Below are 26,324 nucleotides of genomic sequence, written 5' to 3'. Positions count from 1 at the left end.
AGGTTACCGACAGAGTCTGCTGCGTCACGGTGCGGTCAGTGAATGCTGCTGGCCACGGCCAGGATCACACCGGTCACCGTGAGCACTCCCACCAGGACCGCCATCGCGATGGCCAGCGTGCGCCGACCGTGGGTGACCGCGTAGACGCCCACGCCGATGCCGATCAGGATGATCGCCGAGTACAACGCGATACCCAGGGTGAGCAGCGCGGCGTCGGCCGCGCCCTCGGCGAGGATGAACGAGTGCGACGACGCCATGCGTCGAGTAGATCACCCCGGTGTCACCGCGACGGCACCGGTGTCGTGGTAGTGGTGGACGGCTCCGGATCACCGGTGGTGACGTCGGTGCTGGGGGCACCGGTGTTGGCGGCGGCGGTGGGCAGCCACGGTACTTCGCTGGTGGTCTCCGGCGTCGGTGTGGCCTCGGCCGACGTGCCCGCCTCGCCGGCCGGGCCCGTTGTGGACGTCGCGGAGCCCGATGCTGATGCCGAGTCCGAGGTCGAGCCCGTTGCGGCCGACGACTCCGACGACGTGGTGGCCGACGGAGTCGTCGACGGGACACCGGCGTCCCGGTCGGCGAGCGTCACGGTCTGCGCCGCGGCCATGCGGGCCGCCTGGGTGGCCTTGGCGACGCCGCTGGGTGCAGGCGTGCCCGACGCGTCGACCAGTTGCGTCTTGGTGGTCACCGGCGGGGTGGAGTTGAGGGTCTCGAGCACCTTGTCCTTGCCGTCACCCAGGCTGCGGTCCCACGTGGACCAGGTGTGCCCGCCGTAGTTGGGCAGCGAGATCACCGAGACACCGCTCTGTGCCAGTTGCAGTTGCATCAGCACCGTCGACACCGCCGACAGCATCTCCAGCGCCATCGCACTGATCTGGTCCTGCTGCGAGAGTTTCGCCATCTCGCCGGGGGTGAGGAACCCGTTGCCCGAGGAGATGATCAGCACCTGGCCGTTCTGCTGGAGTTTGTCGATGTTCTTCGACGGATCGTTCGCGGTCCAGCGCGGGCTGCCCGGCGCACCCCACATGTTGACGATGCCGTTGGTGTAGTTGGAGACGATCGTCTGCGTGGCCAGCACGCCGAGCGCGCCGATCGGATTGTCGGTCTGGTAGTAGCCCGACATCGCCTGCACCACCCGGAACTGTTCGGGGTGACGCTCGGCCAGCGTCACCGCGGGTCCCGCCGACATCGACAGCCCGACGATCGCGTTGTTGCTGGGGCTGACCCCGAAGTTGGTCGACAGGTAGGCGGGCAGTTCCTTGGTGAGGAACGTCTCCTCCTTGATGGCGGTGTTCTTGTCGCCGGCCCCGGCGTCCCAGTCGGTGTAGAACGACGACGCGCCGCCCGCGGGCATCACCAGGGTGGTGTCACTCTTGCCGTCGTAGACCTTGGCGGCCTGCACGTCGGTGGTCCACGCCGACCGGTCGTCGCGTGCGCGCATGCCGTCGAGGAGATAGACGCCCTTGTCGCTGCCGTTGGACGCTCGGATCTGCACGATCACGTACTTGTGCTGCGACTCCGACCACACCTTGCAGTTCTGCACGTAGTTGCCCGAACTGTCCCAGGTGCAGCCCGGTCGCAGCACCTCGGGGTGACCGACGAGGGCGGAGGCCTTCCCGTCGCGCCCGGCGACCGCACCGAGCCCGATCAGGGCCAGGGTCAGCGCGAGGACCGCGGCCACGCCGACCGCCCGGCGTCGGACGGGCCGGTGTTGGCGGACGGCCCGGTGATCGTCGGAAGTGTGGTCGGGGGACTGGAATGTATCGGGCATGAGGCTCCTGCCGTGAGTGCGCGCAGCGATACCGAAAGCGCAGCGATATCGAAAGTGTCGCTAACGACATGCCGCTCGTTACATCGGTCCTCGCCCGGCAGCGGCTCAGCGGTAGGTCTCGACACGCTCCCAGAACCGCGTGTAGGCCTCCGCGGCCCGGAACAGATCGCCGATCAGGGTCTGGCCGTCGGGTCCCGCCTGGATGCGGAGGCTCTCGATCCAGTCGGGCAGCAGACCGTAGTGCGCGGTCCCGTCGGTGTTGACGTCGAACACACGGGTGCCCGTCACCTGCCGGTCGATCAGGGTGGTGCCGTCGGCGCCGCGGAACGGGTAGCTCACCGGGCGGGTGCGCGCCGACGGTCGTGGGTGGGCCTGCTTACCGAGGCCGCCCATGTCGGGCCCGAAACCCACACCGAAGTAGTGGTCGGCGGAGCGTTGTGCCCGCAGCACCCGCCAGGCCGACAGGAAGTCGGGCGGCAGGTCGCCGTGTCTGCCGGTCTCGCCCGGTTCGGCCTCGGCGGGCGTCTCGAACAATCCGACGATGCCGCCGTCGGCCAGGGTGCGGCGGTAGTTGCTCTTGTCGGTCCAGGTGTGCGACGACACCACACCCGGATAGTGACGCCGGTCGACGATGTCGAGGACGCCGGTGGCGGTCTTGACGCTCATGTGGTCGATGTCGATGGCCATGTGGCGGGAGATGATGCCGCCGACCGTGTAGGCGCCGAGCGCGGTGAGGCCGCGGACGTTGCAGGCATCGCGTGGATAGCCCACGGCCGGATTGTCGTGCTGGTCGGTGCTGCACGGTTGGGTTTGCCACGGATGCCCGTCGGAGAGTATCTGTCCGGTGTTGACTGCGGCGCCTGTTGCTCCCTGGTCGAATCGTGTTCCGCCCAAGGCGTTGTCGAACTTGTGGGTGAGGATCACCTGCCGGATGCCCATGTGCTTGAGCTCGTCGAGGCCGCGATCGATGTCGGCGCGGTCGCACTGCGCGCGCCCGCCGACCTCGCTGCAGCCGAACGGTTCGGACACCTCGATGCCGAGGGTCACCGCGAGCTTGCCCTGCGCGATCACCCGCCGCGCGTCGGCGGCGCTCGACACGATGCGGAAGAAGCCGCGGCCCGGCCCGCCGGCCTGCGCGTCGATGTAGTCCTGCATGCCGAGCAGCATCCGGTGCTGGATGCGGATCGACTCCATCTCGTTGCACGGCTGATCGCGCAGCGGGTACTTCTCGCAGAGCACACGGTTCTGGACGTAGTAGTTCTGGATCATCCGCAGGCCCGACCGCCACGAGCGCTCGATCCACCGGTAGTAGGTCTGTTGATGGGTCAGCGAGTCCCACCGCGGCCAGTCACGGAAGGTGGGCCAGCCGACGGTGTCGTGTGGCCCGGGCCGCGACAGTACCTGTTCGGACACCGCGGGTAGGCCGCCGGGCGCATGGTCGGGGCAGTCGCGCAGCGCGTCGGTCACTCCGAGGGGGCTGTAGGGCTTGCCGCACAAGAACTCTCCGCCCAGGAACTGCTCGGCCATGAGGTGGGCGTGGGAATCGACGAAGCCACGCAGATCGCCGTGGGCATCGGTGCCGGTGAAGGGTGCGCCGGTCACGTTGATCTGGGCATCGGGGTAGGGGGTGCATCCGCTGGCACGGGTGATCGTGACGTTCGTCAGGACCGGCCCGGTGCCCGCGCGCAGAATGTAGCCCGAGGTGCCGGGATCGACGGTCCATACCGCCGTGTCGGACACCGGTGCCGACGAGACGGTGGCGCCGCCGCGTCCGGGCACCACGAGGGACCGGTCGGCGCGGTAGAGCAGGAAGCGGCTGAGCCCCGCCGCCTCGACGAACACCGGCCCGGGCCGGCCGCCGACCGGACGACCGTCCGCGGTGGTGATCGTGACGCAGGAGCCGGCGAGCGCGTACACGTCGTCGCGGGTGGGGCCGGCGGCCGACGCGACAGGTGTGGTGATCACGCCGCCGACCGCCACGCAGACCACTGCCGTGAGCGCTCCGAGTGCGGCGCGCACCGCACGTCCCGCTGATGACCTGTTCCGCAGCCCGACCCGCATGACCTGACACGGTGGCACAGTCGAGCCGCGTGTGCCGGGTTTCGGGTCAGCGTGCGCGCAAGTCCGCGCTGTTGGCGAGGGTCGGTTTGTGTCTACCGTCACCGCCGAACGCGCCTACCGTGGAGATCATGACGTCCACAGACACCTATGACGTGATCGTGATCGGGGCCGGACCGGCCGGAGAGAACGCTGCCGACTACGCCATCCGTGGCAGCGACAGGACCGCGCTGCTCGTCGAGAGTCAACTGGTCGGCGGCGAGTGTTCCTACTGGGCCTGTATGCCGAGCAAGGCGCTGTTGGGCGCCGGTGCCGCGCTCGACGCCGCGGCTGCGCTTCCTGCCGCGCAACCCGAGATCGCCTCGACCCGCCCGGATTCGGGAGCACTGTTCCGCTGGCGATCGCAGATGACCCATCAGCGTGACGACGCTTCTCAGGTGCAGTGGGCGGACGGCGCCGGTATCGACGTGGTGCGGGGGCGGGCGGTGCTGTCCGGGGAACGTGAGATCGAGGCGGATGGCCGGCGCCTGCGTGCCCGCGAGGCGGTGGTGCTGGCCACCGGCAGCACGCCAACCGTTCCGCCGATCGAGGGGTTGGCCGATGCGCTGCCCTGGACGTCGCGCGACGCCACGAACCTCGTCGAGGTGCCGGAGCGGATCGCGGTGCTCGGCGGTGGCGTGGTGGCCTGCGAGGCGGCCACCTGGCTGGCCGACCTCGGCGCGCAGGTCACCATGGTGATACGCGGGCAGACGCTCCTCACCTCGATGGAACCCTTTGCCGGAGAACGAGTCTCGACAGCACTCACTGAACGCGGGGTGCGCGTCGAGTTCGGCTCCTCGTTCTCGAAGGCCGTCCGGCCCGAGGCGGCGGACACCGGGTACGGCCGGATTCACGGCGGACCGGTGCGGCTGACCGTGACGCATTCCGACGGACGCCCCGACGACATCATGGACGTCGACGAGGTGCTGGTGGCGGCGGGTCGGCGACCGGCGACCGCCGACATCGGGCTCGACACGGTGGGCATCGACGGTGGTGAACCGCTCGACGTCGACGACCACCTCAATGTGGGCGGACTCGACTGGCTGTACGCGGTGGGGGATGTGAACGGGCGCGCACCGCTGACCCACATGGGCAAGTACCAGGCGCGCGTCGCCGGCGATGTGATCGCCGCGCGCGCCGCGGGTTTGCCCACCGACGCCGAGCGGTTCCGCGCGAGCGCCGACCACACAGCGGTGCCGCAGGCGGTGTTCACCCGCCCCCAGGTCGGCTCGGTGGGACTCACCGAACGTGCCGCACGCGCGGCGGGACTCGACGTGACGACGTCGAGCCTGGACATCGCCGTGGCCGGTTCGTCGCTGGCCGCCGCCGACTATCAGGGGCACGCGCAGCTGGTGATCGATCGTGCCCGCGACGTCGTGGTGGGAGCCACCTTCGTCGGCCCCGGCATCGACGACATGGTTCATGCGGCGACCATTGCCGTGGTCGGCGAGGTTCCGCTGCAACGCCTCTGGCATGCCGTGCCGGCCTATCCGACGGTCAGTGAGGTCTGGCTACGGCTGCTCGAGAATCTGCGCTGAGACGGAACTGCCCGCGGCACGTGACGTCGCGGCTCGCTCGATCCGGATGAGTGCGGGGTTCTTCGGAACTGATTCGGATTTGTGCCATCAGTGCCGCAAATCGCGTCGTCATCTCGCATGCGGGACGGCCGGCGGCCGCGGGCGCCATACGATCTGCCTCGCGACCCGGCCATACCGTGGTCGTCGCTCAGTGCCCGGGTGCATCTCCGGATTTCGGGCGGAACCTCGAAGGGGAATCACGTGTACGCCCTTTATGTGATCGCACAGATCGCCTTGTTCCTGATCCCCTTGGTGCTGGGAGCGAAGTACGGCCCGATGGCACTCGTCGGTATGTCCGGCGTATCGGTCTTCATCCTCGTCGAGTTCATGCGACTGCGACCGGCCTCACCGCCGATCACGGCGATCTTCGTCATCCTCGCGGTGATCACCGCGAGTGCGGCGATGAGCGCTGCCGGTGGCATGGAGTACCTCGTGCGTCTGGCCGAGAAAGCGTTGCGCAAGCATCCGAAACAGATCCCGGTCGTCGGTCCCTTGGTGGTGTGGCTCTTCACCGTGATGTCGGGTACCGGCAACATCACCTTCGCGTTGATCCCCATTTTGTACGAGGTCTCGTATTCGGCGAAGATCCGGCCCGAACGTATCCTCGCCACGGCGACCACGGTGTGTCAGATGGCGCTTCTGGCCAGCCCGGTTGCGGCAGTGACCTACATCTTCCTCAACATGACCGAATCCCAGGGCAATTCGCTCGGCAAGATCCTGCTGGTCACCGTCCCCTCGACACTCGCCGCGACCGTCCTCACGTCGCTGGTCATGTCCCGCGTCGGCAAGAACCTCGAGGACGATCCGGAGTACCAGCGCAGACTCGCCGAGGGTCTTGTCGAATTGCCTCATGAGGCGGTCAGCGACGCCGAGCGCGAGCCGCTGCCGCCACGGGCGGCGTGGAGTGCCTACATCTTCCTGATCGGCGTCGTCGTCGGTGTGGTGCTGGGGCTCTTCCAGAGTCTGCGTCCCACCTACGCGGTGTCCCGGGCAGATGGCACGCTGGCCGAGGCCACCGTGTCGATGTCGTTCATCATCCCGATCATCATGTTCGCCGTCGCCGGCCTGATCATGGTGCTGTGCAAGGTGAAAACCAACAGGGTGCTCGACGAATCGATCATCGGAACGGGTCTGGTGGCGGTGCTGCTACTGGTGTCGGTGCCCGTACTGGCCGGCACCATCCTCAACGACCACATGGATCAGGTGGTCAGCTTCGTCAACAGCGCGGTCGGCGTGTCCGTGGTGTTGTTCGCGCTCATCCTGTTCCTGTTGACCGCGTTGATCCAGAGTCAGTCCGCTTCGGTGTCGATTCTGATTCCCGCGGCGCTGAGCGCGGGTCTGGGCGTGGGTCCGATGGCCGGCATGCTCGGTGCCACGGTCGGTAACAACCTGCTGGCGTCGATGAGCGGCCTGGGACAGGCGTGCATCCTGACCGACAAGACGGGTTCGACGCGACAGGGTTCCTTCCTGCTGAACGGATCGTTCTTCATCCCGATGATGCTGTGTGCGGTGTTCTCCGTCGCGGTGGGTCTGGGTGTGCAGTTGCTCGTGTACTGACGGGGTGTACTGACGGCAGGGCGGTAGGTGCATCCGGGTATTAAGAGTCTGGGTTCCCCAGCGGAGGCGGTCGCGGTTATCGATCACCTGTGGTGTGTGATGGTGCGGCAAGCCACTCGTTGAATGTGGTGGAGGCCTGCTCGAACTGCCCGCGGGGCAACAGTCCGCCGTCGCGAAATGCTTTTCCGCCGAAGGGCATCGCCAGAACCCACCGGGGTGATCCGTTGCGGTGGGCGATGACGCGCGCGAGATCCGCGAGATCGTGCTCCTGCGGTCCGGCGATCTGTCTGTCCGACGCATCGTCGGACAGTGCTGCGTCGGCGATCAACTCTGCTGCGTCGGCCGCGGCGAGCGGTCGGCACACCATATGCGGTATGGCCCCGACTGGACCGACTGTCATGCGCGAGAGCGTCTGCCCGGCGAGTTCGTACCATTGAGCCGAGTACACGATCTGCAATTGCCCGGCGTTGCATTCGTCGGCGTAGGCCTTCTCCTGCGCCGCCTTGCCTTGGTAGTAGCCGAATTTCGCGTTCACCGCAGGGTCTGCGGCGTTGACGATCGACACGCACACGACTCGTCGCACGTCCGCGGCCTTGGCGGCCTCGGCGATGTTGCGCGCGACCGTCGAGAAGAAGTCGACGGCCTTCGATCCGCGCATCGTCGTCACGTTGGTGCAGTCGATCACGGTGTCCGCTCCAGCGCACGCGTTGCTCACGCCCGTTCCCGCGTAGGCGTCGACTCCCGACGACCGTTGCGCGCGGACCACCTTCTCGCCCCGTCGTTCCAGTTCGTCGGCGAGAAGCGCACCGAGCTCACCACTCGCACCGAACACCACCGTCGTCACCAGTCCCGCCTCCTCAAGAACCGCCTTCTCATCGGTCTCGACGACCGGCGTTCGTCAACGGTAGCGGCCGCCCGTCCCCGTCGACGTCGAGGCAGCAGTACTCACCGCGACCTTTGAATTGGGCTTCGGTCCAGGACCGCGTGCGGTCCAGTTGTTGCACACAACATATTGACACCCAAGGGAGATCTACCTCATAGTGGTGCGGTAGTAGTGCAATTATTAATCTCTTAAAGCACTGAACGTGCAGACAGGCGCAGCACTGTGGAAACATCGCCCCGGATTCCGGCCCAGAAATCCGACTTCACCGCCGAGTGGCTCACCGGGGTTCTCGCCTCGAAGTACCCCGGCACGACCGTCACATCGCTAAAGGTCGACGAGGTTGATCAAGGGACGTCCACCCGGCTACGACTCACTGCGCAGTACGCGGACCCGTCGCCGGACCTGCCGACACAACTGTTCGTGAAGACCAACTTCGACAACGTGTTCGGTGAACTGTTCACCGCGGCAGGCATCTATCACGCGGAGGTCAAGTTCTTCAACGACGTCCTCCCCGCGGTCGACATCCCAACGCCGCGGTGCCTGCACGCCGAGCTCAGCGACGAGGACGGCTCGTTTGTTCTGGTGCTCGAGGATGTGGTTCTGGCGGATTGGGGCAAGGCCGAGGAACCCATCGATGTTGTTCGCGCAGAAGCCGTCTTGACGGCCATGGCCCGCTATCACGCGCACTTCTGGAACTCTCCGACACTCGACGAACTCGAATGGGTGTGGACACCCAATGAGGGGCCGCAGTCCGACGCCATCAAGATGTTCTCCGACTACGCGAGCGAAAAGCTCGCCGAGGGTTCGGTGTTCGACTTCTCCGTACCCGAGGCGCTGCGCGATTCCGAGCGGGTCAAGCGTGCGATCGGGGCATTGCTCCGTTATGACGCGGAGGAGCCCCGCACTCTGCTCCACAGCGACCCGCACCTGAAGAACCTCGGCTTTCACCTCACTGGCGAACCGATATTCGTTGACTGGCAGGTGCTACGCAAGGGCTGCTGGGCGCTCGATGTGAGCTACTTCCTCTCGACATCGCTGTCCACCGAGGACCGTCGCGCGCACGAACGGGATCTGGTCAAGGGCTACCTGGCGGAGCTGGCCAAGTACGAGATCAACATCCCGGAGGACGTGGCATGGCTTCAGTACCGGGCACAGCCGCTCTACGGCTTGTTGGTGTGGCTCGCAACACCGGTGGAGATGCAACCCGCCGAAGCGGTACACGCATTCACCCAGCGGTTCCTCTCCGCCGCCGAAGACCTTGACACGATGGGCGCCATCGAAGAGGTCTCGGGCACGATGACGACCCACTGAGCGTTGCGTTGCGTGTGGGCCACGCGATGCGCCACCCGCGGTGATGAGTGCCCTGGTGTGAGTGCCCCCCTGGTATGAGTGCCCCCAGTCGGACTCGAACCGACACTGGGCGGATTTTAAGTCCGCTGCCTCTGCCAATTGGGCTATAGGGGCGCGGTGATCAGCATGCCACGTGTGGTCCCAATGTCGGACAGGCCATTGACCCCTGTGACTTAACCCTGATAACTTAACGCGGGTAAGTCATCGTCCACGGCTGGAGTCCACCATGCTGGCTCGTCTTACCCGCGTCGTCATCGGCGCGCCGAAAACCGTTCTCGCCGTGACCTTCTTGGTCCTGGTTCTGTGCGGACTGTACGGGGCGTCTGCTTCGCAGCACCTCCTCCCGGGCGGTTACAGCGACCCGCATTCGGAGTCGGCACGCGCCGCCGACGTCCTCGACGACACCTTTGCGCGGGGTGGGCTGCAGGTGGTGCTCAAGCTCGACGGACCCGCGGGCACCGACATGTCCACCGATCCCCGCGCCGTCGCGGTCGGGCGGTCGATGGTCGACGAGCTCGGCAGGCTCGACTACATCCAGAAACCCATCCTGTCCGTGTGGCAGGACCCCACCCTCGCACCCGCCCTGCTCAGCAAGAACCGCGAGTCGGCGCTCATCATCGTCTCGCTCGACGGTGGTGAGGAGCGTGCGCCCGCACACGCCGAGGTCATCGAGAAGCGTTTCAGCGGCACCCGCGACGGAATCACCGTCCGCGTCGGTGGCCAGGCCATGGTGTACCAGCAGATCAACCACCAGACCACCCGTGATCTCGCGATCGCCGAGGCCATCGCCATCCCCATCAGCTTCCTCGTGCTGATCGTCGTGTTCGGCGGCCTGATCGCGGCTGCGTTGCCCGTCGGCGTGGGCATCGTGGCGATCGTGGTGACCTTCGCGATGCTGCGCCTCATCGGGTCGGTGACCGACGTGTCGATCTTCGCGCTGAACCTCACCACCGCAATGGGTTTGGCGCTGGCCATCGACTACACGCTGCTGCTGGTGACCCGCTACCGCGAAGAGGTCGCCAACGGACGCGACAGACCCGATGCCATCGTGCGTACCCTCACCACCGCGGGGCGCACGGTGGCGTTCTCCGCGGTCACGGTGGCGCTGTCGCTGGCCGCACTGGCCATCTTCCCGATGTATTTCCTGCGGTCCTTCGCCTACGCGGGTGTCGGCGTGGTGGCCGTCGCCGCGGTGGCGTCGCTGATCGTGACCCCCGCCGTGCTCATGGTGCTCGGTGGCCGCATCGACTCCCTGAGCGTGCGCGGACTGCTGCGCCGGGCACCCGCGCAGAACCGCCCGATCGAGGAGGGGTGGTGGTATCGCGCGGCCACCTGGGTGCTGCGCCACGCGGCACCCGTCGGGGTGGCGGTGGTGCTCGTCCTGGTGGTCCTGGGTGCACCCTTCTTCTCCATCAAGTTCGGGTTCCCCGACGACCGGGTGCTGCCGGCGTCGGCGAGCGCCCATCAGATCCAGCAGGAGATCCGCGACGACTACGCCCAGAACCTGTCGTCCACGATCACCGTGGTGGCCACCGGCGACGTATCCGCCGACGCGCGCGCCGCCTACGCCCGCGATCTGTCCCGCGTGGAGGGCGTGAACTCCGTGTCGAGTGCGTCGGGCACCTTCGTCGACGGACGGCCGGTCGCGCCGGGTAGCCCCGACGATCTGCGCGGCGACGTCGGCGTCCTCACCGTGTCGACGAACAAGGAACCCATGGGTGCAGCAGGCGAGGCCCAGTTGAGCGCCTTGCGCGCGGTGTCGGCGCCGGCCGGGCTCGCCGTGCTGTTCACCGGAGCGGCGGCCACCAACGTCGACACGGTCGACGCCATCTACCACTACCTGCCGTGGGTGCTCGGACTCATCGCCGTGGCCACGTTCATCCTGCTGTTCCTGTTCACCGGCAGCGTCGTGCTGCCGCTCAAGGCGCTGGTGCTCAACGTCCTCTCGCTGTCGGCCACGTTCGGTGCGATGGTGTGGTTCTTCCAGGAGGGCCACCTCGGCGGGCTCGGTACCACGGCCACCGGCTACCTGGTGGCCACCATGCCGGTGCTCATGTTCTGCATCGCCTTCGGTCTGTCCATGGACTACGAGGTGTTCCTGCTCGGCCGTATCCGTGAGGAGTGGCTGGCATCGGATCGCTCCCGCGCGGCCAACGACCGCGCCGTTGCGATGGGCCTGGCCAAGACGGGCCGCGTGATCACCGCCGCGGCACTGCTGATGGCCATCGTCTTCGCCGGAATAGCTGCGTCGCAGGTCTCGTTCATGCGAATGTTCGGAGTCGGCCTCACCCTGGCCGTGCTGATGGATGCGACACTGATCCGGATGCTGCTCGTCCCGTCGTTCATGCGACTCGCCGGGCGGGCAAACTGGTGGGCGCCCGGCCCGTTGCGCCGCCTGCACGACCGGTTCGGTCTGTCCGAGGAGCCGGCGCAGGAGCGCGAACCCGCACAGGAGAATGGTGAAGAAGATCGCACGACGGACCCGGTCACCGCGCGGCTCCGGTGAGCTGCTCGCCGAGGAGATCATCGACGCCGCCACCGACCTCCTGCTCGACTCGGCGGATTCGGCCGCGGTGTCCATCCGCGCGGTGTCCCAGCGGGTGGGGGTGACGCCTCCGTCGATCTACCTGCACTTCGCCGACAAGGACGCGCTGCTCGACGCGGTCTGCGCCCGCTATTTCGAGCAACTCGACGCGTGGCTGGCCGAAGCGTCGGACGGGATCGACGATCCACTGGAACGGTCGCTGCAGATGGGCCTGGCCTACATCCGTTTCGCCCTGGCCACCCCGGTGCTCTACCGGCAGGCCTTCCACAACATGACGATCAGCGAGCAGTCCAAGGTCGACGAGGTGCTGGCCGTCTCGGCGTTCGTGCGATTCACCGGCACGGTCACCGAGATGGCCGATGCCGGCATCTTCGGCCGCGACGAGGTGCACGACGTGGTGCTCGAACTGTGGGCCGCCGCGCACGGGGTGGCGTCCCTGATGATCACCAAACCCGGGCTGGCGTGGGGCGCCGATCTCGCGCTGGCCGAGCGGACACTGCGTTCGGTGTGCCTGGGCAGAGCGATGCTCGGCACCGGTGAACTACGCTGTCCGGACCAGGTCGGCGACTTCCTGGACGCCCATCGCGGGTCGCCGGACACCGCCGATGGTCAAGAGAAGGTAAAGTCGGAACTCGAACGGGTCGACCCCCGTTGACGAGACATACGTCTGACAAGACATTCGTCTGACGAGACGAGACATAGGTCTGACAAGGAGCCCCTGTGCGAGACAGCAGCAACCCGGTGATGCGCGGCGTGGTCCGCGACAACCAGAATCCAGGCGGATACGCCGGCTTCGGTACCAACATGGCCGGAGCTGGACAGGCCGCCATGTACAACCAGTACGGCCAGCCCATCCCGCAGCAGTACGCGCCGCCGCAGGCGCCCTCGCGTCAGCTGACCATCGACGACGTCGTCACCAAGACGGCGATCACCCTTGGCGTGCTGGTCATCACGGCCATCGCCAGCTACGCCCTCAGCAGCTACAACAACGCGCTCGCCGGCCTGCTCATGGGTGTCGGCGCCATCGCCGGCCTGGTGCTGGTGCTGATCGCGTCGTTCGGACGCAAGCAGGACAACCCGGCCATCGTGCTCGCGTACGCGGCCTTCGAGGGCCTGTTCGTCGGGTCCATCTCGTTCGTCTTCGCGAACTGGATGGTGAGCGACGTCAGCGCGGGCGCGCTGATCGGTCAGGCGGTACTCGGCACCTTCGGCGTGTTCTTCGGCATGCTGCTCGTCTACAAGATCGGTGCGATTCGCGTCACCCCGCGCTTCACCCGGATGCTCTTCGCCGGCCTGATCGGCGTCATCGTCCTGATGGTGGGCAACCTGATCCTGGGTCTGTTCACCCACAGCGCGGGCATCCTGCGTGACGGTGGTCCCATCGCGATCATCTTCTCGCTGATCTGCATCGCGCTCGCCGCGTTCAGCTTCCTCGTCGACTTCGACGCCGCCGACAAGCTGATTCACGCCGGCGCACCGGCGCGGGCCGCCTGGGGTGTCGCCCTGGGTCTGACCGTCACCCTGGTGTGGCTCTACGTCGAGATCCTGCGACTGCTGAGCTACTTCAACTCCAGCAACTAGCAGTCTCGCCACAGACGCACCGAGGCCCCGCACTCCGATGACGAGTGCGGGGCCTCGGTTTGTCTGAGGTGTACCTCCGGTTGTTTCAGCTGAGGCGCTCGAGCACCATCGCCATGCCCTGACCGCCGCCGACGCACATCGTCTCGATGCCGAACGTCTTGTCGTGGGTCTGCAGGTTGTTGAGCAGCGTGGTGGTGATGCGCGCGCCGGTCATCCCGAACGGATGGCCCAGGGCGATGGCCCCGCCGGACACATTCAGCTTGTCGTGGTCGATGCCGAGTACGTCGGCCGAACCGAGCACCTGCACCGCGAACGCCTCGTTGATCTCCACCAGGTCGATGTCGGAGATCGACATGCCGGCGATCCGCAGCACCTTGCGCACCGCCTCGATCGGCCCGAGGCCCATGATCTCCGGCGACAGGCCGGTGGCCGCGGTGGCCACCACGCGGGCCAGCGGGGTCAGGCCCAGTTCGGCGGCCTTGGTGTCACTCATGATGAGTACCGCGGCGGCACCGTCGTTGAGGGGGCACGCGTTACCCGCGGTGATCGTCCCGTCGGGCCGGAACACCGGCTTGAGCTGCGACACCTTCTCGTAGGTGGTGCCCGCGCGCGGGCCGTCGTCGGCGGTCACCAGGGTGCCGTCGGGCAGCGCCACCGGATCGATCTCGCGCTCGAAGAACCCGGCCTTGATCGCGTCCTCGGCCCGATTCTGGCTGCGCACACCCCAGCGGTCCTGGTCTTCGCGGGAGATACCGGTGAAGCTTGCGACGTTCTCGGCGGTCTGACCCATCGCGATGTACACATCGGGGAGCAGGCCGTCCTCGCGCGGATCGTGCCACGCGGGTGCCCCACCCTCCGATGCGCGCTCGGTGCGGGCGATCGCCTCGTCGAAGACCGGGTTCTTGGAGTTCGGGGCGCCGTCGGCGCCGCCGGAGATCCCGAAACTCGACACGCTCTCCACGCCGCCGGAGATGAACACGTCTCCCTCGCCGGCCTTGATGGCGTGCAGCGCCATGCGGGTGGTCTGCAACGACGACGAGCAGTAGCGGTTCACCGTGACGCCGGGAATGTGGTCGAGGCCGAGTTCCACCGCCAGCACGCGGCCGATGTTGTAGCCGCCCTGCCCGCCGGGCTGGCCGATGCCCCAGTGGATGTCCTCGATGTCGGCGGGGTCGAGTTCGGGCACCTTGGCCAGCAGTGCGGTGGCCATCTGGCGGGACAGTTCGTCGGGGCGAACGTCCTTGAGGGATCCCTTTCCGGCGCGGCCGATGGGGGAGCGGGCATGGGCGACGATGACGGCTTCAGGCATGTGGATCACGTTACTGCACCGGTGACGAGCGGTGATCGTCACAGTCGGATCGTCACCGCATTCCGATCGTCACAGTCCGACCAGCGGTGCACCCCATCGACGCAGCCGGTTGACGAGCCGATCCTGTTCCACCGCCTCCGACACCTCGGGCGGCTCCGGTAGCGGCCCCGGACCCCACTCGCCGATCGCGGCGAGCACCTCGGGGGTGAGGATGGCGGCGGCGAGTTCGTAGCCGGCGGCCGACGGATGGAAATTGTCGGCCGACAACATGTGCTCGGGACGGGTCCTGAACTCTTCGGCCAGCAGATCGGCCATCGGGACGGCGCGCCCGCCCGCGGCACGCACTGCTCCTCGCTGGGCGGCTGCGAGTTGCAGTCCCCACCGCCTGATGACGCTGCGCAGCGGCTGCGGGATCGCGGTCACCACCCCCAGGTCGGGGCAGGTGCCCACCACCACCTGGGCGTCGATCTCGCGCAGCCGGCGCACCGCGGCACCCAGACGCTGCGCCGACGCCCGGATCCCGTTCTGCGCGGTCACGTCGTTGGCGCCGATGAGGATCACCGCCACATCCGGGCGCTCACCGGCGATGAGCATCGCGTCGATCTGCGCGGCCAGCCCCTTCGACGTGGCCCCGACGATGGCCTTGTTGCTGAAGCGGATCGAGCGTCCCGTCTCGGCCACCACCCGCCGGGTGACCCGCACCCCGGGTGTGTCCTCGGCGGAATCCACGCCGAGCCCGGCAGCGGTGGAGTCGCCGAACACCGTCAGATGCAGGTCGGCGCGGTCACCACGGGACACACGCACCGGTCCGCGACCGTCCGGTAGGTACAGGCCGTCGCCGTTGGGGGCGTTGTCGGTGCGGTGTGGGATGACGGTGCGCGCCTTCTGCGCCTGCCACGTCAGAACGTTGTAGGCCGCCCAGGTGGCGCCTGCGCCGGCGGCCGTCGCCGTGGCTGCCGTTCCCACATCGCGGAGGGCGCGACGCGATTCGGACACGACGTCAGCTTAGTCGGAACTCGGATGTGACCTGTTTCCGACGCTCTGGGACCATGGACGCATGCGCATCGCCAATCATGTCGTCGATCTGGTGGGCAACACCCCCCTGGTCAAGCTGAACTCGGTGACCTCGCCCGGCTCCGGTCTGGTGGCCGCCAAGGTGGAGTACCTGAATCCGGGTGGCAGCAGCAAGGATCGCATCGCGGTGCGGATGGTCGATGCCGCCGAGCAGTCGGGGGAATTGCGGCCGGGCGGCACCATCGTCGAGCCCACCTCCGGTAACACCGGGGTGGGCCTGGCGCTGGTGGCGCAACAACGCGGATACAAGTGCGTGTTCGTGTGCCCGGACAAGGTGGGCGAGGACAAGCGCAATGTGCTGCGCGCCTACGGCGCCGAGGTGGTGGTGTGCCCCACCGCCGTGCCGCCCGAGCATCCCGACAGCTACTACAGCGTCTCCGACCGTCTGGTCCGTGAGATCGACGGTGCCTGGAAACCCAACCAGTACGCCAACCCCGCGGGACCCCAGAGCCATTACGAGACCACCGGCCCGGAGATCTGGAACGACACCGACGGCAAGGTGACCCATTTCGTCGCGGGCGTCGGCACCGGCGGCACCATCACCGGCACCGGCCGCTACCTCAAGGAGGTGTCCGACGGCCGCGTCAAGGTGGTGGGCGTCGACCCGGAGGGCTCGGTGTATTCCGGCGGCACCGGTCGGCCGTATCTGGTGGAGGGCGTGGGCGAGGATTTCTGGCCCGAGGCCTACGACCCCACCGTGCCCGACGAGATCATCGCGGTCTCCGACGCCGACTCGTTCGACATGACCCGGCGGCTGGCCCGGGAGGAGGGTCTCCTCGTCGGCGGCTCGTGCGGTATGGCGGTGGTGGCGGCGCTGCAGGTGGCGCAGCGTGAGGGACCCGACTCCCTGGTGGTGGTGCTACTGCCCGACGGTGGGCGCGGCTACATGGCCAAGATCTTCAACGACGAATGGATGAGCAGCTACGGATTCCTGCGCACCCCGCTCGACGGGTCGAGGGCCGAGCCGCTGGTGGGCGATGTGTTGCGGGGCAAGAGCGGCGGCCTGCCCGACCTGGTGCACACCCATCCGTCGGAGACCCTGCGCGACGCCATCGAGATCCTGCGGGAGTACGAGGTGTCGCAGATGCCGGTGGTGGGCGCCGAACCGCCGGTCATGGCCGGCGAGGTGGCCGGCGCGGTCACCGAACGCGATCTGCTCAGCGCGGTGTTCGAGGGCCGCGCCAGCCTCGCCGACCCGGTGTCGGCGCACATGGGAGAACCGTTCCCGCTCATCGGATCCGGTGAGCCCGTGTCGGCGGCCACCAAGGCACTCTCGGAGAGCGACGCCCTGATGGTGGTCGAGGACGGCAAACCGATCGGCGTCATCACCCGCCACGATCTGCTGGCCTTCGTCAGCACCCACCCGACCATCACTGCGGGCTGAACCGCCCAGCGAGGAGTGCACGTGACCGATCAGCAGCCGCGCAGCCGATACGTCCGGCCCCGCGGATTCTCCACCGACGCCATCCACGCCGGATACGATCCCGATCCGCGCACCGGGGCGGTGAACGTCCCGATCTACGCCAGCTCCACCTTCGCCCAGGACGGCGTCGGCAATCTGCGCGACGGTTTCGAGTACGCTCGTACCGGAAATCCGACACGACGGGTACTCGAGGCCAACGTCGCCGCGATCGAGGGCGGCACGTACGGCCGCGGGTTTGCCTCCGGTATGGCCGCCACCGACACCATGCTGCGCGCGGCCCTGCGCCCGGGCGATCACCTCGTGATCCCGAACGATGCCTACGGCGGCACCTTCCGGCTCATCGACAAGGTGTTCACCCAGTGGGGCATCACCTATTCGGTGGCGCCGGTGACCGATGTCGACGCGGTGCGCGCGGCCATCACCCCGCAGACCAAGCTGGTGTGGGTGGAGACGCCCACCAACCCGCTGCTCAATGTCGGCGACATCGAGGCGCTGGCGGCCGTGGCCCACGACGCCGGGGCAAAGCTCGTGGTGGACAACACCTTTGCCACTCCCTACCTGCAGCGGCCGCTGCAATTGGGTGCCGATGTGGTGCTGCACTCCACCACCAAGTACCTCGGCGGGCACTCCGACGTGGTCGGCGGCGCGCTGGTGTGCAACGACGAGGAACTCGACGCGGCACTGGCCTTCCTGCAGAACGGTTCCGGCGCGGTGCCCGGTCCCTTCGACGCGTATCTCACGATGCGGGGCATCAAGACCCTCGCGGTGCGGATGGACCGGCACTGCGACAACGCCGAGAAGGTCGCCGACTATCTCTCCGGACACGCCAAGATCGACCGCGTGCTCTACCCGGGACTGCCGCTGCATCCGGGTCACGAGGTGGCCGGCAAGCAGATGAAGCGCTTCGGCGGCATGGTGTCGGTGCTGGTGAGCGGCGGGATCGAGGACGCCAAGAAGTTCTGCGCACGCACCGAGGTGTTCACCCTCGCGGAGTCGCTCGGCGGGGTGGAGTCGCTGATCGAGCATCCGGGCGCGATGACGCATGCCTCCACGGCGGGTTCGTTGCTGGAGGTGCCCGAGAACCTGGTGCGGCTCTCGGTCGGCATCGAAGACGTCGACGACATCCTCGCCGACCTCGAGCAGGCACTGCAGTAGCTCCGGCCGTACCTTGATCGCATGCTGATCACCCCATCGGAGATCGACCACGCCGTCGTCGCCCTGGCACCGGTGATCCGCCGCACGCCGATGGTGGCCTCCCGGGTGCTGTCGGAACGCTGCGGGTCTCAGGTGTGGCTCAAGTGCGAGAACCTGCAGCGCACCGGCTCGTTCAAACCGCGCGGCGCCTACCTGCGGATCTCGCGGCTCACCGAGGGTGAGCGGGCCAACGGTGTGGTGGCGGCCAGCGCGGGCAATCACGCGCAAGGCGTGGCCTGGTCGGCGAGTTCGCTGGGCATCACCTCGCGGGTGTACATGCCGGTGGGGGCGGCACTACCGAAGATCGCAGCGACGCGTGCCTACGGCGCCGAGGTGGTGCTCGAGGGTGAGACGATCGACGAATCGCTGGTGTCGGCGCGGGCCTACGCCGAGCGCACCGGCGCGGTCCTGATCCATCCGTTCGACCACGTCGACATCGTGACGGGCCAGGCGACCGTCGGCGTCGAGATCCTCGAGCAGATGCCCGACGTCGGGTCGATCATCGTGCCGCTCGGGGGCGGCGGATTGCTGGCGGGTGTGGCGGCAGCGGTCACACAGCGCCGCCCCGACGTACGGATCATCGGGGTGCAGGCCGAGCAGGCCGCCGCGTGGCCGCAGTCGCTGCGCGAGGGGTCGCCGGTCAAGGCGGCCCGGATGAGCACCATGGCCGACGGCATCGCGGTGGCCCTGCCCGGCGAGGTGCCGTTCGCCCATGTCCGCGAACTCGTCGACGACGTGGTGACGGTCTCCGAGGAGGAACTCGCCACGTCGTTGCTGCTGATGCTCGAACGCGCCAAGCTGCTGGTGGAGCCCGCCGGTGCGGCGGGTGTGGCGGCGCTGATGAACCGTGATCTCGCGCTGCGGGGTCCGGTGTGCGTCATCGCCTCCGGCGGCAACATCGACCCGTTGGTCCTCTCCCAGCTGACCACCGCCGGCCTCACCGCGTCGGGCCGCTTCCTCACCGTGACCGCGATCATCCCCGACCGCCCGGGCGGCCTGATCTCGCTGCTGGAGTTGCTGCGCGAGCAGGGGGCGAGCGTGGTCGACGTGGTGCATTCGCGGGTGGCCGAGGGCCTCGCACTCGGTGAGGTGCAGGTGACGGTCAGCGCCGAAACCCGCGGGGCCGATCATCAGCGTGCGGTGCGGGCCGCGCTCGCCCGGGCAGGCTTCCTGCGCTGAACCGTACGACGGACGAGGCGCTCAGAGCTGCGGTCGCAGGGTGGCGAAGTACCGAATGGTGTCGGTCTCGACGGTCTTGAACACCGACGCCGAGGTGGGCGCGGAGAACAGGGCGACGGCCTTCGCCGACGTGGCGAGTTCGAGTCCGAACCGCCAGACGAGTCGGCAGCCGACGTCGGCCGGTGTCACCTCGGTGAGCTCACCGAACCGCCGGATACCGGGAACGGTCGCGGTGACAGCATGAAAAGCGTTGCGGTAGTGGTGTTCTGACGGCTCCTCCACCCAGTCGAAAAAGTACTCGGTGAGCGTCACCCCCGGACCCAGCCCGGCGCGTCGGGTGGTGCCCACCCCGTAGGGCTGCGGTGACGTGAACTCGATCGACCGGATGGCCCGGCACCAGTTCAGGGTGCGCTGGCGGGTGAGTTCCGCCCAGGCGCGCTCGGGGGACACCGGCAGATGCACGTCAATGACATAGCCGGTGGGCGCGGCGTCGAAGAAGTCGAGGTCGACGGGGTCGAGTTCATAGCTGCGGGCCATGACCCACATTCATACACCGTGCCGCGGCGTCGCAGGCGCGCTCGGCGATAGGTGCTCGTCGGTGGCGCTAACCTTGCACAGTGTCCGCCCCCGACGATCACACACTGATCGGCCTGCTCGGCCCGGTCGAGATCGGTGCGCTCTCGCCCGACGAGGGCCGCGACGACGCTGCCGCGACGCCGCCGTCGATGCGACCGGTCCCGGGTGTGCGGGCCAAGCGACTGCTGGCGGCGCTGGCGCTGGCCGACGGGCGCACCCTGTCGGCCGAACGCCTCATCGACGACGTATGGGGAGCCGACCCGCCGCGCTCGCCGGGCGCCGCGCTGCACACCCAGATCTCCCGGCTGCGGCAGACCCTCGGGCACGGCTCGGTGGAGGCGTCGGGAAACGGCTACCGCCTGGTCGGTTGCCGCACGGACCTCGAGATCGTCGAGAAGCTGCTCTCGCGCGGCACCGAAGCCGATCTGCGGGCCGCGCAACAGTGGTGGCGTGGGACTCCCGGCGACGACCTGGGTGATGACCGACCCGGCGGGCTGGTGAGCAAACTCCGTGCGCGCACGGCGCGACTCGGCGAGCAAATCGAACGCGGCCGACTCCCGATCGCACTGGCCGCGGGCGACTTCGCGACCGCCCGCCAGATCGCCGAGAAGTATTGCCGGGCAGACCCTCTCGATGAGGTCGCGCACCTCGACCTGATGCGGACACTGGCCGGCGAAGGACGCATCGCCGACGCGTTGGCGGTGTACACGCGGTTGCGGCGCCGGCTGTCGACAGACCTCGGCGTGGACCCGGGACGGCAGGTGTCGGACTTCTACCTCCGCCTGCTCGACGAGAGTGATTCGGCCGACCGTCCCGATGCCGCGGCGCCCCCGCCCGGTCACGACGCCACCGGCGCGGCCCGGCGGCGGGCACGCACCACCGGTCTGCTGGTGGAGACCACCGAACTCGTCGGCCGCGACGACGACATCGCCGCCATCCGTGGGCTTCTCGACCGGCAGCGGCTGGTCACCATCCAGGGGCCCGGTGGTGTCGGCAAGACGCGGGTGGCCAACCGCGTCGGTGCCGAACTCGCCGGCGACGGCGCCACGGTGTTCTATGTGCCGCTCGCCCCGATCCGCAATGACGACGACGTGGTGCCGGCGATCGCCGGTGCGCTCGGCGTCGGTGACACCGACATCGGCGGTTCCGGCCGTCCCCGGCTGGCCGTCGGCGACCTCGAGGATCGCCTCGTCGATGCCCTGCGCGGCCGTCGTGCCGTGGTCATCCTCGACAACTGCGAGCAGGTGATCGGCCGCTGCGCGCGCGTCGTCGCCGACCTGCTGGCCGCCGACCCGCAGGTGTGTGTGGTGGTGACGAGCCGGGCGCCGCTGATGCTGGGCGCCGAACAGATCTATCTGTTGCCGCCGTTGGACATCGCCGCCGCCGGCCCCGCGGTCGAACTGTTCGGCGCCCGCGCGCGGGCGGTCCGCCCCGACGTGCGGTTGCCCGCGGATGCGGTGGCCGATCTGTGCCGTCACCTCGACGGACTACCACTGGCGATCGAGCTGGCCGCCGCCCGCACCCGGTCGATGACCGTCGACGAGATCGGTGCGCTTCTGGCCGAACGCTTTTCACTGCTGCGGGCCGCCGATCCCACCGCACCCGACCGGCATCGGACGCTGTACGCGGTGATCGAGTGGAGTTGGGAACTGCTGGACCCGGGGGCGCAGGACGCGCTGCGGCGGCTCAGCCGGTTCCCGGCCGGATTCACCACCGACGCCGCGTCGGTGGTGTTGGGGGAGAACGGCATTGCGTTGCTCGACGATCTCGACGCGTTGGTCAACCAGTCATTGCTGACGGTGGCCGAGAGCGACGGCCAGATGCGCTACCGGATGCTCGAGACGGTCCGCGAGTTCGCCGACAGCAAACTCTCCGACGCCGGATCCGCCGGCATCGACCGTGAGATGGCCCGGTGGGCGCGCGGCTTCTGCACCGACCTGCAGGCCGCCTACGAGCGACACGTGCCCGACAGTGTGCTGCTCGAATCGCTTGCGCGAGAAGTGGAGAACCTGTTGTGGGTGCTACGCCGTGCGCATGCGTCGCAGTACAGTCCGCGGCTGCGTCGCTATGACGAACTTCCCGAGGTCGATGCCGAGATGGTCGACACCATCGTCGGCGTGTATCCGATGCTGAGTGCGTTGTGGTCGGTCCGCGGACTGCACGTTGAGGTGCTGACCTGGGGCGAGCGCGTCCTGCGGGTGCTGCCGGCGCCGCCGCGGGCCCCCGACGACGCCGAACGGCATCGATGGCAGGCCGCGGTGCTCTGGGGGACGTCGCACATGATGATGCGCAAGGTCGGGCGCGCCGTCGGCGTGGCCCGGCTCGCGTTGCGCCGGCTGCACCGGCCCGACGAGACGTACGCCGACACCATGGAACTGCTGAGCGCGATGGTGCTCAGTCGCACTGCGCTCGGCGCGGTCCGGCACGTGGTGCGTGCCACCCGTTCACCCCACGACGACGTCGCCCGCGCGGGTACCGGGCTGCGTATGGGCCTGCGCGAGAACCTCGGACACCTCGACGGTGCGCTGGCCGACGGTCTACGACTGCACGAGATGACCCGTGACCGCACCGATCAGTGGTTCATCGCGATGAACGAGATGACGCTCGGAGGCATCCTCGGTCAGCAGGGACAGTGGGCACGGGCGCTACCGCACTACGGTGCCGCGGTGGCCGCCCTCGACCAGCTCGGCGCCGACGAGGATGAACTGCAGGCCCGGTGCTACCGGTCGGCGTCGTTGACCGCGCTCGGCAGGACCGTCGAGGCGGCAACCGAACTCGACATCGTGTGCGACGGCTGGACGCCGTCGCAACCCGACCCGCAGGGTAACCCGGAGATCATCGGCCTGACGATGGTGGCGCTGGCCGACCTCGAACTCGCCCGTGGTGCGCGGGATGTGGCCGAAGAGTTGTACTTTCGTGCCGGTGTGCTGCTGATCCGCGAACACCCGTTGGGGGCCCAGGACCCCGGACTGGTGATGCTGCTCTCGGTGGCGACCGTCGGTCTCTCGCTCGTCGGCGCCGAGGCGCGAGCGCGGGAGTTCGTGCCGCTGCTCGCCGACGGGGTACGGCAGACCTTCAGCGACTGGGGCTGGCGGGATCTGCCCCAGGTGGGCACGGCCGCGTTGGCGTTGGGCCACGTCTGGTGTACCGAGCCCGACACCCACCGCGATGGTGTTCGTTTTCTTGCGCTGGCCCGAAAGCTGTACGCCCGCCGCGACTATCGCACCCTCGATGAGGGGCTGCGGCGCAGCGAAGAGGTGTCGGGACTCGATTCCGCGGACTGGGAGCGGGCGTTGCATCGCGTTGTGGAAATGCCTCAACGCCAGGCGACCGACGAACTGCAGGCCGTCCTGGCGTCGAGAACTGTCGTCTGATCAGGTGTTGGTGTCTGATCAGGTGTTTCGCATGTAGGCGCGCACCGCCAGGGGCGCGAAGACCGCGATGATCACCGCCGCCCCGATCAGCGACCACACCACGTGTATGCCGGCGTGACCGTTGGCGGTGAGCTCGCGGACCGCGGTCACCAGATGGCTGACCGGATTCACATTGACGAAGGTTCGCAGCCAGCCCGGCATGGTGTCCGGCGGCACGAAGGCGTTCGACAGGAAGGTCAACGGAAACAGAACCAGCATCGAGATTCCCTGCACCGCCGAGGCTTTGCTCATCACGCAACCCATCAGCGCGAAAATCCAGGAGAGTGCGAAGCTGCACACGATCACCAGAGCCGCCGCGGCGACGGCACCCAGCGGGTTGGGTCGCCAGCCCATGATGATGCCCATCACGATGGTGAGAGTGGCTGCGATCAGGTAGCGGATCATATCGGCGAGCAGCGCACCGGCGAGCGGACTGATGCGTGCGATGGGCAAGGATTTGAACCTGTCGAAGACGCCCTTGTCCATGTCCTCACGGAGTTGGGTGCCGGTGACGATCGAGGTGGTGATGACCGTCTGCACCATGATGCCCGGGATGATCACCGGCAGATAGGCGTGCACGTTGCCGCTGATCGCGCCGCCGAAGATGTAGGTGAACATCACGGTGAAGATGATCGGTTGCAGCGTCACGTCGAAGAGTTGCTCGGGATTGTGCCGGATCTTCAGGATGCCGCGGTAGGCCATGGTGAACGACTGTGAGACGGTTTCGCGTAGCGTCACCGACCGTTTTGCCTGGGAGCGGACGTCGCGTGTGCTGATCGCTGTCGGCGACGCGGCGGTTGCGGGTGTCACTGTGGTGGTCATCGGGTTGCCTCGTCGGTGGTGTGGCTGTGAGTGGTGTGGCTGTGGGTTGTGTGGTCGTCGGTGGTGGGGTTGTCGGCGGTGTCGTCGTCGGATTCGGCCGGTTTTCCGGTGAGGGTGAGGAACACCTCGTCCAGGCTGGGCTTCTGCACGTTGATCTCGTCGATGGCGATGCCGTTGTCACGCAACGTGATCAGCACGTCGGGCACGCGGTCGGGGTGATGGAGTGTGGCCGTCACACGTGCGGCTTCGGGGCTCAGTGTGACCTGTTCGCCGAGTATTGATTCGACGATCTCTGCCACGCGCGGAGTCAACGCATGGTCGACGGGGGTGAGTTGCAGGGTGCTCGCGCCCACCGAGCGTTTGAGCTCGTCGGCGGTGCCGTCGGCGATCACCCTGCCGTGATCGATGACGGCGATGCGGTCGGCGAGCTGATCGGCCTCGTCGAGGTACTGGGTGGTGAGCAATACGGTGGCTCCGCCGCGCACCAGCGCGCGGATGGTCTCCCACATCTGTGCGCGTGTGCGGGGATCGAGGCCGGTGGTCGGTTCGTCCAGGAACAGCAGGGGAGGGGTGTCGATGAGGCTGGCCGCCAGATCGAGTCGCCGGCGCATGCCGCCGGAGAAGTTCTTGAGCGGGCGGTCGGCGGCTTCGGTGAGGGAGAACTCCTCGAGCAGTTCGGCGGCGCGGGCCTTGGCGGCCGGCCGCGAGAACCCGAGGAGCCGTGCGAACACCACGAGATTCTGGGTTGCGGTGAGATCCTCGTCGACCGAGGCGTACTGCCCGGTGACGCCCACCAGCGAGCGCACGGCCACGGCGTCGCGCACGACGTCGAAGCCGAACACTGAGGCGGTCCCGGAGTCGGGCCGCAGCAGGGTCGCGAGCATGCTGACCGTGGTGGTCTTCCCGGCACCATTGGGGCCGAGCACGCCGTAGACCGAGCCGGTCGGCACGGCCAGATCCACTCCGTTGACCGCGCGGGTCGATCCGAAATGCTTGACCAGCCCGTGCGCGTCGATGGCCAGGTCGCTGCGTGCCGAGGCCTGCGCCGACGCGGCCGGGCTGGTGGTGGTTGTGCTTGTCATGACACCACCATGCGCCTCGGCGCTGTCGTGTGCCTTACGCGCACTTTCGTCGGGTTACGCGGGCAGGGCCTTCGGCGGCGATCACCGCACCTGCCGCACCCGTGCGATCATCACGGCGTGAGCCAACCGTTTCCCGGCCCTCCCGTCCCGCAGCAGGGCACGTCCCGCCCCCGGTTCCCCGACAACCTGCCGTGGTGGGTACAGACCATCGTGAGTGCGCTGCTTCCCCTGCTGAGGCTCCCGTTCTATGCCGCGGCGTTCTCGATGGGCCGGCACAACGAGTGGGCCGCCTACGGGTCATACCTCCTTGCCGACATCCTGTTTGTCGTTGTCTTGGCGATATGGGGTCGCGGGCTGATCCGACGCATCGTGTCGGTGGTGGTGGCACTGACGGTGTTGGGCACCCACTACGTGCTCGCCGCACCGCCCGTCCTGGACTGGGCCTATCAGCAGACCTTCGCGCGCGCCTGGTTCTACGGGACGGGTGCGCTGTTCTTGACGGGCTACATCGCCGCGTGGAGCGTTGCGCGCCGCCGGACGCCATGGGCGGCCGTATCGCTGATCGTGGTGATCCCTTACGTTTTCGGTGTCGAATGGTGGCTCCAGTACGGGAACCTGCAGATCGATGTCCGTCCGGTGTGGCTGTCGTGGTGGCTGGTCGACACCCTGCTGATCGTGGGTGGCGTTCTCATCGTGTGGGCATTCGACGGACTCGGGTTGCTGCTGACGAAGTCGCGGCCGCCGCAGCCTCCGGCAGGTGTCTCGCAGCCTCCGGCAGGTCTGTCGCAGACTCCGGCAGGTGAACCGCCCCGGGTCTGTCGGAGGCTCTCGAACCTGTGAAGGATGGAGAGCATGGCAGCACCACGCAAGTACAGTGAGGAACTCAAGGACCGG

Annotated in this window: 20 protein-coding genes and 1 tRNA gene; 11 read left to right on the top strand and 10 right to left on the bottom strand. The window is 67.9% G+C overall.

The features are described from left to right. Positions 1-35: 35 nt before the first annotated feature. The 3 genes from ACWDTD_RS18195 to ACWDTD_RS18185 all read right to left on the bottom strand — a co-directional run bounded on the left by ACWDTD_RS18195 (position 36) and on the right by ACWDTD_RS18185 (position 3,829). Entirely contained in the window at positions 36-257 is a 222-nt protein-coding gene (locus tag ACWDTD_RS18195; RefSeq protein ID WP_449748539.1) for a hypothetical protein, read from the bottom strand. Positions 258-280: 23 nt separating this feature from the next. Further along, on the bottom strand, positions 281-1,768 hold the full coding sequence (locus ACWDTD_RS18190) for an alpha/beta hydrolase (protein WP_449748538.1): 1,488 nt from the start codon (positions 1,766-1,768) through the stop codon (positions 281-283). A gap of 105 nt (positions 1,769-1,873) precedes the next feature. Continuing rightward, positions 1,874-3,829 (bottom strand): sphingolipid ceramide N-deacylase, encoded by a 1,956-nt coding sequence (locus tag ACWDTD_RS18185; protein ID WP_449748537.1) that lies wholly within the window; start codon positions 3,827-3,829, stop codon positions 1,874-1,876. Between the two features lie 128 nt (positions 3,830-3,957). On the opposite strand from ACWDTD_RS18185, the gene ACWDTD_RS18180 reads away from it, so the two are divergent. Both ACWDTD_RS18180 and ACWDTD_RS18175 read left to right on the top strand, forming a co-directional pair. Continuing rightward, a complete protein-coding gene (locus ACWDTD_RS18180) occupies positions 3,958-5,403 on the top strand; it encodes a dihydrolipoyl dehydrogenase family protein (RefSeq protein WP_449748536.1) in 1,446 nt (481 codons plus the stop codon). Between the two features lie 240 nt (positions 5,404-5,643). Continuing rightward, a complete protein-coding gene (locus ACWDTD_RS18175; protein ID WP_449748535.1) occupies positions 5,644-6,999 on the top strand; it encodes an anaerobic C4-dicarboxylate transporter family protein in 1,356 nt (451 codons plus the stop codon). A gap of 76 nt (positions 7,000-7,075) precedes the next feature. On the opposite strand, the gene ACWDTD_RS18170 is transcribed toward ACWDTD_RS18175, so the two are convergent. Beyond that, positions 7,076-7,843, bottom strand: a complete 768-nt coding sequence (locus ACWDTD_RS18170) for an SDR family oxidoreductase (protein ID WP_449748534.1) — start codon at positions 7,841-7,843, stop codon at positions 7,076-7,078. Between the two features lie 261 nt (positions 7,844-8,104). Here ACWDTD_RS18170 and ACWDTD_RS18165 point away from each other — a divergent pair, with 261 nt between their 5' ends. Then, on the top strand, positions 8,105-9,193 hold the full coding sequence (locus ACWDTD_RS18165) for a phosphotransferase (RefSeq protein WP_449748533.1): 1,089 nt from the start codon (positions 8,105-8,107) through the stop codon (positions 9,191-9,193). 79 nt (positions 9,194-9,272) lie between these two features. Here ACWDTD_RS18165 and ACWDTD_RS18160 read toward each other — a convergent pair. Then, a tRNA-Leu gene (locus ACWDTD_RS18160) sits at positions 9,273-9,346 on the bottom strand. Between the two features lie 112 nt (positions 9,347-9,458). Between ACWDTD_RS18160 and ACWDTD_RS18155 the strand changes: the two genes are divergently transcribed. The 3 genes from ACWDTD_RS18155 (at position 9,459) to ACWDTD_RS18145 (ending at position 13,358) form a co-directional block, all read left to right on the top strand. Beyond that, entirely contained in the window at positions 9,459-11,738 is a 2,280-nt protein-coding gene (locus ACWDTD_RS18155) for an MMPL family transporter (protein ID WP_449748532.1), read from the top strand. Further along, entirely contained in the window at positions 11,692-12,432 is a 741-nt protein-coding gene (locus tag ACWDTD_RS18150; RefSeq protein WP_449748531.1) for a TetR/AcrR family transcriptional regulator, read from the top strand. The genes ACWDTD_RS18155 and ACWDTD_RS18150 overlap by 47 nt, the downstream gene beginning before the upstream one ends. Positions 12,433-12,497: 65 nt before the next feature. After that, the gene (locus tag ACWDTD_RS18145; RefSeq protein ID WP_449748530.1) at positions 12,498-13,358 is read left to right on the top strand and encodes a Bax inhibitor-1/YccA family protein; all 861 of its coding nucleotides are present in this window, start codon (positions 12,498-12,500) and stop codon (positions 13,356-13,358) included. Positions 13,359-13,443: 85 nt separating this feature from the next. Here the strand turns inward: ACWDTD_RS18145 and ACWDTD_RS18140 are convergent, their stop codons facing one another. Further along, positions 13,444-14,667, bottom strand: coding sequence for an acetyl-CoA C-acetyltransferase (locus ACWDTD_RS18140; RefSeq protein WP_449748529.1), 1,224 nt, complete (start codon positions 14,665-14,667; stop codon positions 13,444-13,446). Between the two features lie 69 nt (positions 14,668-14,736). After that, the gene (locus ACWDTD_RS18135) at positions 14,737-15,663 is read right to left on the bottom strand and encodes an SGNH/GDSL hydrolase family protein (RefSeq protein WP_449748528.1); all 927 of its coding nucleotides are present in this window, start codon (positions 15,661-15,663) and stop codon (positions 14,737-14,739) included. 61 nt (positions 15,664-15,724) lie between these two features. Between ACWDTD_RS18135 and ACWDTD_RS18130 the strand changes: the two genes are divergently transcribed. Genes ACWDTD_RS18130 through ilvA form a run of 3 tightly spaced genes read left to right on the top strand, consistent with a single transcriptional unit; the run spans position 15,725 to position 19,537 of the window. Then, the gene (locus ACWDTD_RS18130) at positions 15,725-17,125 is read left to right on the top strand and encodes a cystathionine beta-synthase (protein WP_449748527.1); all 1,401 of its coding nucleotides are present in this window, start codon (positions 15,725-15,727) and stop codon (positions 17,123-17,125) included. A 21-nt stretch (positions 17,126-17,146) separates the two neighbouring features. Then, the gene (locus tag ACWDTD_RS18125; RefSeq protein ID WP_449748526.1) at positions 17,147-18,319 is read left to right on the top strand and encodes a cystathionine gamma-synthase; all 1,173 of its coding nucleotides are present in this window, start codon (positions 17,147-17,149) and stop codon (positions 18,317-18,319) included. A 21-nt stretch (positions 18,320-18,340) separates the two neighbouring features. Next, complete coding sequence (ilvA, locus tag ACWDTD_RS18120) at positions 18,341-19,537, top strand: threonine ammonia-lyase (RefSeq protein WP_449748525.1); 1,197 nt, start codon at positions 18,341-18,343, stop codon at positions 19,535-19,537. A gap of 21 nt (positions 19,538-19,558) precedes the next feature. Here ilvA and ACWDTD_RS18115 read toward each other — a convergent pair whose 3' ends face one another. Continuing rightward, positions 19,559-20,074 carry an SRPBCC family protein gene (locus tag ACWDTD_RS18115; RefSeq protein WP_449748524.1) on the bottom strand — a complete coding sequence of 172 codons (516 nt, stop codon included), beginning with the start codon at positions 20,072-20,074 and terminating at the stop codon, positions 19,559-19,561. A gap of 80 nt (positions 20,075-20,154) precedes the next feature. Here ACWDTD_RS18115 and ACWDTD_RS18110 point away from each other — a divergent pair, with 80 nt between their 5' ends. Continuing rightward, on the top strand, positions 20,155-23,487 hold the full coding sequence (locus ACWDTD_RS18110) for a BTAD domain-containing putative transcriptional regulator (protein WP_449748523.1): 3,333 nt from the start codon (positions 20,155-20,157) through the stop codon (positions 23,485-23,487). Between the two features lie 18 nt (positions 23,488-23,505). Here ACWDTD_RS18110 and ACWDTD_RS18105 read toward each other — a convergent pair whose 3' ends face one another. Both ACWDTD_RS18105 and ACWDTD_RS18100 read right to left on the bottom strand, forming a co-directional pair. Further along, positions 23,506-24,348, bottom strand: a complete 843-nt coding sequence (locus ACWDTD_RS18105) for an ABC transporter permease (protein WP_449748522.1) — start codon at positions 24,346-24,348, stop codon at positions 23,506-23,508. Further along, entirely contained in the window at positions 24,345-25,430 is a 1,086-nt protein-coding gene (locus ACWDTD_RS18100) for an ATP-binding cassette domain-containing protein (protein WP_449748521.1), read from the bottom strand. The genes ACWDTD_RS18105 and ACWDTD_RS18100 overlap by 4 nt, the downstream gene beginning before the upstream one ends. A 117-nt stretch (positions 25,431-25,547) precedes the next feature. On the opposite strand from ACWDTD_RS18100, the gene ACWDTD_RS18095 reads away from it, so the two are divergent. Continuing rightward, entirely contained in the window at positions 25,548-26,270 is a 723-nt protein-coding gene (locus ACWDTD_RS18095) for a hypothetical protein (RefSeq protein WP_449748520.1), read from the top strand. Positions 26,271-26,324 lie beyond the last annotated feature (54 nt).

Source organism: Gordonia sp. NPDC003425 (assembly GCF_053588635.1).
Note: the sequence above shows the minus strand (reverse complement) of the source record. Positions and strands in the feature narration are given on the sequence as shown.

Excerpts from the sequence above, each read along its gene's own strand:
- ACWDTD_RS18155 (WP_449748532.1), top strand. The coding sequence starts at position 9,459 with ATGCTGGCTCGTCTTACCCGCGTCGTCATCGGCGCGCCGAAAACCGTT.
- ACWDTD_RS18115 (WP_449748524.1), bottom strand. The coding sequence starts at position 20,074 with ATGGCCCGCAGCTATGAACTCGACCCCGTCGACCTCGACTTCTTCGAC.
- ACWDTD_RS18100 (WP_449748521.1), bottom strand. The coding sequence starts at position 25,430 with ATGACAAGCACAACCACCACCAGCCCGGCCGCGTCGGCGCAGGCCTCG.
- ACWDTD_RS18140 (WP_449748529.1), bottom strand. The coding sequence starts at position 14,667 with ATGCCTGAAGCCGTCATCGTCGCCCATGCCCGCTCCCCCATCGGCCGC.
- ACWDTD_RS18180 (WP_449748536.1), top strand. The coding sequence starts at position 3,958 with ATGACGTCCACAGACACCTATGACGTGATCGTGATCGGGGCCGGACCG.
- ACWDTD_RS18190 (WP_449748538.1), bottom strand. The coding sequence starts at position 1,768 with ATGCCCGATACATTCCAGTCCCCCGACCACACTTCCGACGATCACCGG.
- ilvA (WP_449748525.1), top strand. The coding sequence starts at position 18,341 with ATGCTGATCACCCCATCGGAGATCGACCACGCCGTCGTCGCCCTGGCA.
- ACWDTD_RS18195 (WP_449748539.1), bottom strand. The coding sequence starts at position 257 with ATGGCGTCGTCGCACTCGTTCATCCTCGCCGAGGGCGCGGCCGACGCC.
- ACWDTD_RS18105 (WP_449748522.1), bottom strand. The coding sequence starts at position 24,348 with ATGACCACCACAGTGACACCCGCAACCGCCGCGTCGCCGACAGCGATC.
- ACWDTD_RS18130 (WP_449748527.1), top strand. The coding sequence starts at position 15,725 with ATGCGCATCGCCAATCATGTCGTCGATCTGGTGGGCAACACCCCCCTG.
- ACWDTD_RS18185 (WP_449748537.1), bottom strand. The coding sequence starts at position 3,829 with ATGCGGGTCGGGCTGCGGAACAGGTCATCAGCGGGACGTGCGGTGCGC.